Annotated in this window: 10 protein-coding genes and 1 pseudogene; 9 read left to right on the forward strand and 2 right to left on the reverse strand. The window is 61.8% G+C overall.

All coding sequences use genetic code 11. The features are described from left to right. Positions 1-166: 166 nt before the first annotated feature. Together J7655_RS20965 and J7655_RS20970 are read left to right on the forward strand one after the other, a co-directional pair. Positions 167-1,174, forward strand: a pseudogene (locus J7655_RS20965) (HAMP domain-containing protein); the annotation flags it as partial. Between the two features lie 90 nt (positions 1,175-1,264). Beyond that, positions 1,265-2,029: a methyl-accepting chemotaxis protein gene (locus J7655_RS20970; RefSeq protein WP_420850938.1), complete on the forward strand. Its 765-nt coding sequence runs from the start codon at positions 1,265-1,267 to the stop codon at positions 2,027-2,029. A gap of 42 nt (positions 2,030-2,071) precedes the next feature. Here the strand turns inward: J7655_RS20970 and J7655_RS07290 are convergent, their stop codons facing one another. After that, positions 2,072-4,768 (reverse strand): [protein-PII] uridylyltransferase, encoded by a 2,697-nt coding sequence (locus J7655_RS07290; protein WP_230927199.1) that lies wholly within the window; start codon positions 4,766-4,768, stop codon positions 2,072-2,074. Positions 4,769-4,841: 73 nt separating this feature from the next. Then, positions 4,842-5,624, reverse strand: a complete 783-nt coding sequence (gene map / locus J7655_RS07295; protein ID WP_230927200.1) for a type I methionyl aminopeptidase — start codon at positions 5,622-5,624, stop codon at positions 4,842-4,844. 325 nt (positions 5,625-5,949) lie between these two features. Between map and rpsB the strand changes: the two genes are divergently transcribed. The 7 genes from rpsB to ispC all read left to right on the forward strand — a co-directional run bounded on the left by rpsB (position 5,950) and on the right by ispC (position 11,908). Beyond that, complete coding sequence (rpsB, locus tag J7655_RS07300) at positions 5,950-6,690, forward strand: 30S ribosomal protein S2 (RefSeq protein ID WP_230927201.1); 741 nt, start codon at positions 5,950-5,952, stop codon at positions 6,688-6,690. Between the two features lie 111 nt (positions 6,691-6,801). Further along, a complete protein-coding gene (gene tsf / locus J7655_RS07305) occupies positions 6,802-7,665 on the forward strand; it encodes a translation elongation factor Ts (RefSeq protein ID WP_230927202.1) in 864 nt (287 codons plus the stop codon). Positions 7,666-7,850: 185 nt separating this feature from the next. Next, positions 7,851-8,594: a UMP kinase gene (gene pyrH / locus J7655_RS07310; RefSeq protein WP_004424012.1), complete on the forward strand. Its 744-nt coding sequence runs from the start codon at positions 7,851-7,853 to the stop codon at positions 8,592-8,594. Continuing rightward, positions 8,591-9,148, forward strand: coding sequence for a ribosome recycling factor (frr, locus tag J7655_RS07315; RefSeq protein WP_230927203.1), 558 nt, complete (start codon positions 8,591-8,593; stop codon positions 9,146-9,148). Before pyrH ends, frr begins: the two co-directional genes overlap by 4 nt. A 17-nt stretch (positions 9,149-9,165) precedes the next feature. After that, positions 9,166-9,912, forward strand: coding sequence for a polyprenyl diphosphate synthase (gene uppS, locus J7655_RS07320; RefSeq protein WP_230927204.1), 747 nt, complete (start codon positions 9,166-9,168; stop codon positions 9,910-9,912). Beyond that, complete coding sequence (locus J7655_RS07325) at positions 9,912-10,727, forward strand: phosphatidate cytidylyltransferase (protein WP_230927205.1); 816 nt, start codon at positions 9,912-9,914, stop codon at positions 10,725-10,727. The genes uppS and J7655_RS07325 overlap by 1 nt, the downstream gene beginning before the upstream one ends. Further along, positions 10,724-11,908, forward strand: coding sequence for a 1-deoxy-D-xylulose-5-phosphate reductoisomerase (ispC, locus tag J7655_RS07330; protein WP_230927206.1), 1,185 nt, complete (start codon positions 10,724-10,726; stop codon positions 11,906-11,908). Before J7655_RS07325 ends, ispC begins: the two co-directional genes overlap by 4 nt. The last annotated feature ends 48 nt before the right edge of the window (positions 11,909-11,956 follow it).

Raw genomic sequence — 11,956 nt, forward strand, 5'->3', positions numbered from 1 at the left:
GACGGGCGTGGAGGAAAATTCCCGAGGCTGTCCGTTTTCCATTTATTAAGGTCGCACTCCTGACCCAAATGGGGCTCAAGGGGCCTGTCAGGAGGCCAATAGACTGAGAGTAATCCTTCGAAGAGATTCCCTTTCTATGCGTACGCTCAAGTTCAGCCACAAGATCATGTTGGCTGCATCTCTGGTGGTCATTGCGGCGTTTGCCTCATTTTCGCTGTTCAACGACTACCTGCAGCGCACCTCGATTCGTAACAGCCTGGCCAACTACCTGCTGGATGTTGGCCTGGTTTCCACCGGCAACATCCAGCATTGGCTCGATGGGCGCATGCAGTTGCTGGATAACCTTGCCGAGTCGGTGCAGGACGACAGCTCGCCCGAACCGTTGGCGCGCAATCTGCAGCATCGCAGCATTGCTTCGGCCTTCCTCTATGCCTATTACGGCCAGGCTGATGGCACGTTCACCCAGTTTCCGCCGAGCGAGCTGCCGGCGGGCTATGACCCACGCCAGCGTCCCTGGTACAAGAGTGCCGTGGGCAGCAGCGGGCCGGGTCTGACCGCGCCTTATCTGGCGGCAGACCCGCGTGATGGCCTGCTGATCACCATTACCCGTCCGGTCAGTGTCGGCGGCACCTTGCGTGGGGTGGTCGGTGGCGACCTCAAGTTGCAGACGGTCGACGATATTCTCAATTCCTTCGATCTGGGAGGCATGGGCTACGCCTTCCTGGTCGATGATCAGGGTTCGGTGCTGGTGCACCCGGACAAGAGCCTGGTGCTGAAGACGCTGGCGGATCTCTACCCCGGCTCAACTCCGCGCCTGGAGTCTGACCTGCAGAATGCCATGGCTGTCGATGGCAGCGCCCGCATCGTCACCTTCCTGCCCGTTCAGGGGTTGGCCGGGGTGCGCTGGTATGTCGGCCTGTCGGTGGACGAGAGCAAGGCGTTCGCGGCGCTGCGTGAGACACGCCTTTCCGCGTTGATGGCGACCACCATCGGGGTCGTGACCACTCTCTTGTTGCTGGGCGTGCTGATTCGCATCCTGCTGCGCCCGCTGCATGTCATGGGACATGCCATGAGCGGTATCGCCGATGGCGAGGGGGATTTGACCCAGCGCCTGAACATCGCTTCCGGCGACGAGTTCGGTCAGTTGGCCGGGGCGTTCAACCGCTTCGTCGAGCGCATTCATGAGTCGATCCGTGAGGTGGCTTCGGCAACCCGCGAGGTGCATGCGCGGGTCAGCACCGTGGTGCAGGCGTCCAATGCCTCGATGGGTAATTCCAGCGAGCAGGCGGCGCGTACCGACAGTGTCGCGGCGGCCATCAACGAGCTGGGCGCTGCGGCTCAGGAGATTGCGCGCAATGCTGCCGATGCCTCGCAACAGGCCAGCGAGGCGCGGCGCAATGCCGAGCAAGGGCAGAGTATGGTCGAGCGTACGCTGGGTTCGATGGGCGAGCTGTCGGAGAAGATTCAGGCCTCCGGTAGCCATATCGAACTGCTCAGCGACAAGAGCAACGATATCGGCCAGATTCTCGATGTGATCAAGGGCATTTCCGAGCAGACCAACCTGCTGGCACTCAATGCCGCGATCGAGGCCGCGCGTGCGGGCGAGGCTGGGCGTGGTTTCGCCGTGGTGGCGGATGAGGTGCGTAACCTGGCGCAGCGCACGCAGAGTTCGGCGCAGGAAATCCAGCAGATGATCGAGCAACTGCAAAGTGGTGCCCGTGACGCGGTCGAGACCATGGGCGAAAGCCGTCGTTTCAGCGATGACAGCGTACGCATCGGTGGTCAGGCCGGAGAAAACCTGCGTGATGTGACGCGGCGCATCGGTGAGATCGATGGCATGAACCAGTCCGTGGCGACCGCGACCGAGGAGCAGACCTCGGTGATCGAAAGCCTGAACATGGACATCACCGAGATCAACACGCTGAACCAGGATGGCGTGCGCAACCTGCAGGCCAGCTTGAGCGCCTGTACCGAGCTGGATCAGCAGGTTGGGCGACTCAAGCAGCTGGTGGACAGCTTCAGGATCTGAAGGAAATGAGCCGGCCAGTGGGCCGGCTCATCGGCTGTGGCCTCAGATGGTGATGCTCTGCGGCGGTGGCGTGCTCGGCTCGGACAGCTTGCTGATGATGGCTTGCTGCAGGCGCATGCAGAACTCCGGGTCCGACAGCGGCTGGTTGTTGGCGTCGGTGATGAAGAACACGTCCTCGACCCGCTCGCCAAGGGTGGCGATCTTGGCGTTCTGCAGCGACAGGTCGTATTCGAGGAAAATGCGTCCGATCCGCGCCAGCAGGCCGGGGCGGTCCGGTGCGGTCAGTTCGAGGATGGTCACCGGGCGCTGCGCGTCGTTGTGGATGGTCACCTGCGGGGCGAAGGCGAAGTGCTTGAGCTGGCGCGGTACCCGGCGCTGGATGATGGTCGGGTAGTCGTCCGGGTTCTTCAGGGCTTCGATCAGGCCTTGGCGAATCTGTTTGATACGCGCCGGGTTATCGCCGATCGAGCCGCCATCGGCATCCAGCACCACGTAGGTGTCGAGGGTGAACTGGCTGGTGGAGGTGATGATCCGCGCGTCGTGAATGTTCAGGTTGAGCTGGCTCATCGCCGCTACGGTCACGGCGAAGAAGTCATGCTGATCCGGTGCGTAGATGAAGATCTGCGTGCCACCCTCGAATTCGCGCTGGGTGGTTTCCTTCACCAGTACCAGCGGGCCGCCATCGTCCGGGTGCTGGAGAATGGCGTCGGTATGCCAGGCCACGTCGGTGGCCGTGTGGCGCAGGAAGTAGTCGTCGCCCAGTTGGCTCCATAGCTGTTCGGCATCGTCCGGGTCGGTGCCGCCGCGTACCAGGGTGTCCAGGGCGGCACTCTGCGTCTGCCGAATCTGCTCTTCGCGGTCCAGCGGATTTTCCAGGCCACGACGCAGGGCACGCTTGGTCTCGGTGTAGAGCTGGCGCAGCAGGCTGGCGCGCCAGGAGTTCCACAGGCTGGGGTTGGTGGCGTTGATATCGGCCACGGTCAGCACGTAGAGGTAGTCCAGGTGGGTCTGGTCACCGACGAACTGGGCGAAATCGTGAATCACCTGCGGGTCGGAAAGATCCTTGCGCTGCGCGGTGGTGGACATCACCAGGTGGTGCTGTACCAGCCAGACGATCAGCGCGCTGTCCCAGGCCGGCAGATGATGACGGCGGGCGAAGGCGTCGGCGTCCACCGCGCCCAGCTCCGAGTGATCGCCGCCACGGCCCTTACCGATATCGTGATACAGGCCGGCGAGGTAGATCAGCTCCGGTTTGGGCAGCTTGTCGATCAGCTTGCTGGCCAGCGGGAATTTCTCCGCCAGCTCCGGCCAGCGAAACTTGCGCAGGTGCTTGATCAGGTTGAGCGTGTGCGCATCGACCGTATAGATGTGGAACAGGTCATGCTGCATCTGCCCGACGATATGGCCGAACTCCGGGAGGTAGCGGCCGAGAATGCCGTAACGGTTCATCCGCCGCAGGTTGCGGTGAATGCCCTCCTTGCACTTGAACAGCTCGATGAACAGGCTGGTGTTGCGAATGTCCTTGCGGAACTCATCGTCGATCAGGTGGCGGTTTTCCCGCAGCAGGCGAATGCTGTCGGCGCGCACGCCCTTGATTTCGGGGTTCTGCGCCATCAGCACGAACACCTCGATGATGGCGAAGGGCGTACGCTTGAAGACGTTCGGGTGGGTCACTTCGATGTAGCCGTCACGCATCTGGAAGCGGCTGTTGAGCGGTGTCGCCGGGCCACTCTCGCCAGCGCGCAGGATCACTTCCTCGAAGTGCTGGTTGATCAGGTCCGACAGCTCGGAAATCCCCATCACCACGCGGTAGTACTTCTGCATGAAGTGTTCGATGCTGCGTTTGCCGTCGCCATCCTTGTAACCGAACAGGGCGGCGATCCTGGCCTGGTGATCGAACAGCAGGCGGTCTTCGGCGCGGCCGGCGAGCATGTGCAGGGCGTAGCGCACCTTCCACAGGAATTCCTGGCTGGAGGAGAGCAGGGCGTATTCACTTTCCAGCAAAAAGCCCTGGCCGACCAGCGCCTGCAGATTGAGCGTGCCGAACTGGCGGCGGGCGACCCAGAGCACGGTCTGGATGTCACGCAGCCCACCTGGCGAGCCCTTGACGTTGGGTTCGAGGTTGTACTCGGTGTCGTTGTACTTGCCGTGGCGCGCCTTGCGCTCCTCGCGCTTGGCCAGATAGAAGTGCTTGCTCGGCCACATGACGTCGGTGCTGGTCACCTGCTGCATGCGCTGGCGCAGGTGCTCCGGGCCGGCGATGGTGCGGCTTTCCATCAGGTTGGTGATGACCGTCAGATCGGCGCGGGCTTCTTCCGCGCACTCATTCACCGAGCGCACGCTCTGGCCGACTTCCAGGCCGATATCCCAGAGCAGGGTGAGAAAACCTTCGATGGGTTCGCGGAAGGTTTCGTGGTCATTGCTACCCAGCAGGATCAGCAGGTCGATGTCCGAGTAGGGGTGCAGCTCGCCGCGGCCGTAGCCGCCTACGGCGAGCAGGGCGATATCGCCTCCCGCGTTCCAGGTGAAGCGCTTCCAGGCTTCCTGCAGGATCTGATCGACGAACCAGGCGCGATCTTCGACCAGGCGGCGAATGTCGCGTCCGTCGCGAAAGCGTGAGTCCAGTACCTCATGCGCGTGGCGAATGGCCTTCTTGAATGCGGCGATGGGGCTGGATTTAAGGGCCAGCTCGGCCTGGAACTGACCACGGTCAAACAGTTCGGGGTCCATCTGCGGCATGCGGTCGCCTTCCTTATATGAAGTGGAGCGTGTGCTGCGCTGCGCACGTTTCAATGCCGTGCACGGATCGCACTCAGGCTGATGTGCGCGGCAAGGTATCGTCGCTGCGCAGGGTGAGGATCTCGTAGCCGTCAGCGGTGACCAGCACGGTGTGCTCCCATTGCGCGGAAAGCTTGCGGTCCTTGGTGATCGCGGTCCAGCCATCGCCGAGCAGGCGGGTTTCCGGGCGACCCTGGTTGATCATCGGTTCGATGGTGAAGGTCATGCCTTCCTTGAGCTCCATGCCGGTGCCGGCCTTACCGTAGTGCAGCACCTGCGGCTCTTCATGGAATACGGCGCCGATGCCGTGCCCACAGTATTCGCGCACCACGGAGAAACCGTTCTTCTCGGCATGCTTCTGGATCACCTCGCCAATATCGCCCAGGCGCGTGCCAGGTTTGACCAGCTCGATACCTTTGTACATGCATTCCTGGGTGACCTTGGCCAGGCGCTCGGCCCACTCGGCCACCTTGCCGACCATGAACATCTTGCTGGTGTCGCCGTGGTAGCCGTCCTTGATCACGGTCACGTCGATATTCAGCACGTCGCCGTCTTTCAGTGGCTTGTCATTGGGGATGCCGTGGCAGACCACATGGTTGATCGAGGTGCAGATCGACTTGGGAAAGCCCTTGTAGTTGAGCGGGGCTGGAATGGCCTGCTGCACATTGACGATATAGTCATGGCAGATGCGATCCAGTTCATCGGTGGTGACCCCGGGCTTGACGTGTTCGCCGATCATCTCCAGCACTTCGGCGGCCAGGCGGCCGGCGACGCGCATTTTCTCGATTTCTTCGGCGGATTTGATGGTGACGGTCATATCGGGCTCTCGGATGCACGCGGAAAAGGCGCCTATATTAACAGCTGCGCGGCGCAAGCCCCAAAGGTAGCTGCGAGCCTCAAGCTACAAGCCGCAAGATGAAGCGCATGTGCCTGGGCGCGGTTGGCTTTGCCTCCGCTTGCAGCTCGGGGGCTGTAGCGTGTGGCCGCTTTGTGTGGTATAAAATGCGCCGCTTTACGGGTACTGCGCCCGAAAGCCTAAACCCACACACGTATCGACACGGTTTCCTGGGTGCCTTACGACAAGTTCGAGGGTTGGAAGCTGGGATACGTGGAGGCCTAACCCGACTTATCAAGGAACTATCATGTCCCAAGTCAATATGCGCGATATGCTGAAGGCCGGTGTGCACTTCGGCCACCAGACTCGTTACTGGAACCCAAAAATGAAACCGTTCATTTTCGGCGCGCGTAATAAAGTTCATATCATCAACCTGGAAAAAACCCTGCCGATGTTCAACGACGCCCTGTCGTTCGTTGAAAAGCTGGCTGCTGGCAAGAACAAGATCCTGTTCGTCGGCACCAAGCGTTCCGCTGGCAAGATCGTTCGCGAAGAAGCGGCTCGTTGCGGCTCGCCGTTCGTCGATCATCGCTGGTTGGGCGGCATGCTGACCAACTTCAAAACCATCCGTGCTTCGATCAAGCGCCTGCGCGAGCTGGAAACCCAGTCCCAGGACGGTACTTTCGACAAACTGACCAAGAAAGAAGCGCTGATGCGTACTCGTGATCTGGAAAAACTGGATCGCAGCCTGGGTGGTATCAAGGACATGGGCGGTCTGCCGGACGCGCTGTTCGTGATCGACGTTGATCATGAGCGCATTGCTATCACCGAAGCCAACAAGCTGGGTATCCCGGTCATCGGCATCGTCGATACCAACAGCAGCCCGGAAGGCGTTGACTACATCATCCCGGGTAACGATGACGCCATCCGTGCCATCCAGCTGTACATGGGTGCCATGGCTGATGCCGTGATCCGTGGTCGCAGCAACGCTGGCGGCGCCACCGAAGAGTTCGTCGAAGAAGTCGCGGCCGAGAGCGCTGCAGGCTAAGCGGTAACGCCAAGCATTTAGCGTTATGCGCTGTGCAAAAGGGGGCTAGGCCCCCTTTTTGCCACTCACAGATTTTGATTTGGTTGAAGACCTACCGAGAGGATTTTCAAGATGGCAGAGATTACTGCAGCCCTGGTTAAAGAACTGCGCGAGCGTACCGGCCAAGGCATGATGGAATGCAAGAAGGCACTGGTTGCCGCCGGTGGCGACATCGAGAAAGCCATTGATGACATGCGTGCTTCCGGCGCCATCAAGGCTGCCAAGAAGGCTGGCAACATCGCCGCCGAAGGTTCCATCGCCGTTCGCGTCGAAGGCGGCCGTGGTCTGATCATCGAAGTCAACTCGCAGACCGACTTCCTGGCTCTGCAGGACGACTTCAAGGCCTTCGTCAAGGAAAGCCTCGACGAAGCCTTCGAACAGAACCTGACCGAAGCCGCTCCGCTGATCGCCTCGCGCGAATCCGCCCGTGAAGCCCTGGTGGCCAAGTGTGGCGAGAACGTCAACATCCGTCGCCTGACCGCTGTTTCCGGTGACACCGTAGGTGCTTACCTGCACGGTCACCGCATCGGTGTTCTGGTCGTCCTGAAAGGCGGTAACGACGAGCTGGCCAAGCACGTTGCCATGCACGTTGCTGCTTCGAACCCGGCCGTGGTTTCCCCGGATCAGGTTTCCGAAGAGCTGGTTGCCAAGGAAAAGGAAATCTTCCTGCAGCTGAACGCCGAGAAGATCGCCGGCAAGCCGGAAAATATCGTCGAGAACATGGTCAAGGGCCGTATCGCCAAGTTCCTGGCCGAAGCCAGCCTGGTCGAGCAAGCCTTCATCATGGATCCGGAAGTCAAGGTCGGTGACCTGGTGAAGAAAGCCGGTGCCGAAGTCGTGTCCTTCGTGCGTTACGAAGTGGGCGAAGGCATCGAGAAGGCCGAGACCGACTTCGCTGCCGAAGTGGCTGCCCAGGTTGCTGCCAGCAAGCAGTAATCGGCAGTTAGGCCAGTTGTCCCGAGAGGCTGCCCGCTTGCGCGTGCAGCCTCTTTGCCGAATAAGGGGCGACAAATATTCAAGCGGCCTTGCAACCCGAGGTCGTCGGTGCGTTCGAAGTGCCGGATAATTGCAGCGCTTAAGCGTTGCTAAAGAATTTCAAATCGCCGCAGGAGAGACTTGCCATGGCTCAGCAGACTACGGGTCGCCAACCTCGTTACAAACGCATTCTGCTCAAACTCAGCGGCGAGGCCCTGATGGGCTCGGAAGATTTCGGTATCGATCCCAAGGTGCTCGATCGCATGGCGCTGGAAGTCGGCCAGTTGGTCGGCATCGGCGTGCAGGTCGGTCTGGTGATCGGTGGTGGCAACCTGTTCCGTGGCGCGGCGCTGTCCGCAGCGGGCATGGATCGTGTAACCGGCGACCATATGGGGATGCTGGCCACGGTGATGAACGCGCTGGCCATGCGTGATGCGCTGGAGCGCTCGAACATCCCGGCCATCGTCATGTCGGCGATTTCCATGGTCGGTGTGACCGATCACTACGACCGCCGCAAGGCCATGCGTCACCTCAAGACCGGTGAGGTGGTGATTTTCGCTGCCGGCACTGGCAACCCCTTCTTCACCACGGATTCGGCTGCCTGCCTGCGCGCCATCGAGATCGATGCCGACGTGGTTCTGAAGGCGACCAAGGTCGATGGCGTGTACACTGCCGACCCGTTCAAGGATCCGCATGCCGAGAAATTCGAGCGCCTGACCTATGACGAGGTGCTTGATCGCAAGCTGGGTGTGATGGATCTGACGGCCATCTGCCTGTGCCGCGATCACAACATGCCGCTGCGGGTCTTCAACATGAACAAGCCCGGTGCCCTGCTGAACGTTGTAGTAGGTGGCGCCGAAGGAACTCTGATCGAGGAGGATGCACAATGATCAACGACATCAAGAAAGACGCCCAGGAGCGCATGAGCAAGTCCCTGGAAGCGCTGGGCCGCAACCTGGCTGCCATTCGTACCGGTCGTGCCCACCCGAGTATTCTCGATAGCGTCAAGGTGCCGGCCTGGGGCAGTGACATGCCGCTCAATCAGGTGGCTGCGGTGTCTGTCGAAGATGCCCGTACTCTGAAGATCGTTGCGCACGACAAGAACCTCAGTGCTGCCATCGAGAAGGCCATCATGACGTCCGACCTGGGCCTCAACCCGAGCAGCGCCGGTACCACCATTCGTGTACCGATGCCGGCGCTGACCGAGGAAACCCGCAAGGGCTATACCAAGCAGGCGCGTGGCGTGGCCGAAGATGCCAAGGTGGCCGTGCGCAACGTGCGTCGTGATGCCCTGGCCGAGCTGAAGAAACTGTCCAAGGCCAAGGAAATCAGTGAAGACGAAGAGCGTCGTGCCGCAGACGAGCTGCAGAAGATCACCGACAAGTTCATCGCTGATGTCGACAAGGCGCTCGAGGTGAAAGAAGCGGATCTGATGGCCGTTTGACGGCTGGACGCCCATACATGGACAAGAACAAGCAGGGGGCGGTGCCACGGCATGTCGCCATCATCATGGATGGCAACAACCGCTGGGCGAAGAAACGCCTGTTGCCGGGTGTGGCAGGGCACAAGGCTGGAGTCAGCGCGGTTCGCGCGGTGATCGAGGTCTGTGCCGAGTCGGGCGTCGAGGTGCTGACCCTGTTCGCGTTCTCCAGTGAGAACTGGCAGCGCCCCGCCGAAGAGGTCGGTGCGCTGATGGAGCTGTTCCTGGGTGCGCTGCGGCGCGAAGCCAGGCGGCTGCTGGACAACGACATCAGCCTGCGCATCATCGGTGATCGTTCGCGCTTTCATCCCGAGCTGCAGGCGGCCATGCGCGAAGCCGAGCAGCTGACTGCCGGCAACCGGCGTTTCACCTTGCAGATCGCGGCCAACTACGGCGGGCAGTGGGATATCGCCCAGGCTGCTCAGCGCCTGGCGCGTGAGGTACAGGCAGGTCATCTGCAGCCTGAGGACATCAGTCCGCAGCTGCTGCAGGGCTGTCTGGCCACTGGCGATCTGCCTTTGCCCGACCTGTGCATTCGCACGGGTGGCGAGCATCGCATCAGCAATTTCCTGCTGTGGCAGCTCGCGTACAGCGAGCTGTACTTTTCCGACCTCTATTGGCCGGACTTCAAGCACGAGGCCATGCGCAAGGCGCTGGCCGATTTCGCTACCCGCCAGCGTCGCTTCGGCAAGACCAGCGAGCAGGTGGAAGCTGAGGCGCGCTCTTAATGTTGAAACAACGAATCATCACGGCGCTGGTATTGCTGCCTATCGCTCTGGGCGGCTTTTTCCTGCTCGATGGCGCTGCCTTTGCCTGGTTCATTGGTCTGGTGGTAACGCTGGGCGCCTGGGAGTGGGCGCGTTTGGCGGGGCTCCAGGCGCAGCCGCTGCGGGTGGCCTATGCCGTTGCAGTGGTCGTGTTGCTCGCGGCGCTGTACATGTTTCCGCTGTTCGCGCCCGTGCTGTTGGCGGTGGCGGTGCTGTGGTGGCTGGCGGCGACCTTCCTGGTGCTGACCTATCCAGATAGCAGCCGCTACTGGGGGGCAATGCCGGGGCGCTTGCTGATCGGCTTGCTGATTCTGTTGCCGGCCTGGCAGGGGCTGGTGCTGCTGAAGCAATGGCCTCAGGCCAATGCGCTGATCATTGCGGTGATGGTGCTGGTCTGGGGGGCGGATATTGGTGCCTACTTCTCCGGCAAGGCCTTCGGCAAGCGCAAGCTGGCACCCAGGGTCAGCCCGGGCAAGAGCTGGGAAGGCGTGTATGGTGGTCTGGCTGCCAGTCTGTCGATCACCTTGGTGGTCGGCCTGCAGCAGGGTTGGTCGGCCTCCGGGTTGGTGCTGGCCCTGCTTGGCGCGGCTGTAGTGGTGCTGATCTCCGTCGTGGGCGACCTGACCGAGAGCATGTTCAAGCGTCAGTCGGGCATCAAGGACAGCAGTAATCTGCTGCCGGGCCATGGTGGTGTGCTGGACCGAATTGACAGCCTTACCGCCGCCATTCCGGTATTCGCCGCACTGCTCTGGCTGGCTGGCTGGGGCTCGCTGTGAGCGCCGTGCAGCAGGTCACGGTGCTGGGGGCGACCGGCTCCATCGGCCTCAGCACGCTGGATGTGATCGCACGTCATCCCGGGCGTTATCAGGTGTTCGCCCTGAGCGGTTTTTCCCGGCTGGCGCAACTGCAGGCGCTGTGTGTGCAACATCGCCCGCGCTATGCCGTGGTGCCTGATGCTGAGGCGGCGCGTGAACTGCAGGGCGCTCTGCGTGCTGCCGGTCTGGTGACCGAAGTGCTGGCGGGGGAGGCAGGGCTGTGCGCCGTGTCCGCTGATCCCGCCGTCGACTGCGTGATGGCTGCCATTGTTGGCGCTGCCGGGCTCAGGCCGACGCTGGCTGCGGTGCAGACCGGCAAGAAAGTGCTGCTGGCCAACAAGGAAGCGTTGGTGATGTCTGGCGCCCTGTTCATGCAGGCCGTCAGGCAGAGCGGGGCGGTGCTGCTGCCCATCGACAGCGAGCACAACGCCATTTTCCAGTGTCTGCCCGGCGACTATGCACGCGGTTTGCAGGCAGTCGGCGTGCGCCGTGTGCTGTTGACGGCTTCCGGCGGGCCATTCCGCGAGACGCCTCTGGCCGAGCTGGAGCATGTCACGCCGGAACAGGCCTGCGCACATCCCAACTGGTCGATGGGGCGCAAGATTTCGGTCGATTCGGCCAGCATGATGAACAAGGGGCTGGAGATGATCGAGGCCTGCTGGCTGTTCGATGCCCGCCCCGAGCAGATCGAGGTGGTCATCCACCGGCAGAGCGTGATTCACTCGCTGGTCGATTACGTCGACGGTTCGGTGCTGGCCCAGCTGGGCAATCCGGATATGCGCACGCCGATTGCCCACGCCTTGGCCTGGCCGGAGCGTATCGACTCAGGCGTATCGCCGCTGGATCTGTTCACCGTCGGTCGCCTGGATTTCGAGCGTCCCGACGAGCAGCGCTTCCCCTGCCTGCGCCTGGCGCGCGAGGCGGCGCAGGCTGGCGGCAGTGCACCGGCGATGCTCAATGCGGCCAATGAGGTGGCAGTCGAGGCGTTCCTGCAGCGGCGCATCCGTTTCAGCGATATCGCGGGTATGATCGAGTCCGTACTGAACGCGCAGCCTGTCCAGGCTGTCGAAGCGCTCGACGCTGTTTTCGACGCTGACCGGCGTGCGCGTGAGTTGGCCGGGCAGTGGCTCGCGCGCCGTTGATCGCGGCTATGCAGGGCCGTTGCGTATCGGTGCCTGAGCATCTGGAGA

Source organism: Pseudomonas wenzhouensis, assembly GCF_021029445.1.
Lineage (GTDB): Bacteria > Pseudomonadota > Gammaproteobacteria > Pseudomonadales > Pseudomonadaceae > Aquipseudomonas > Aquipseudomonas wenzhouensis.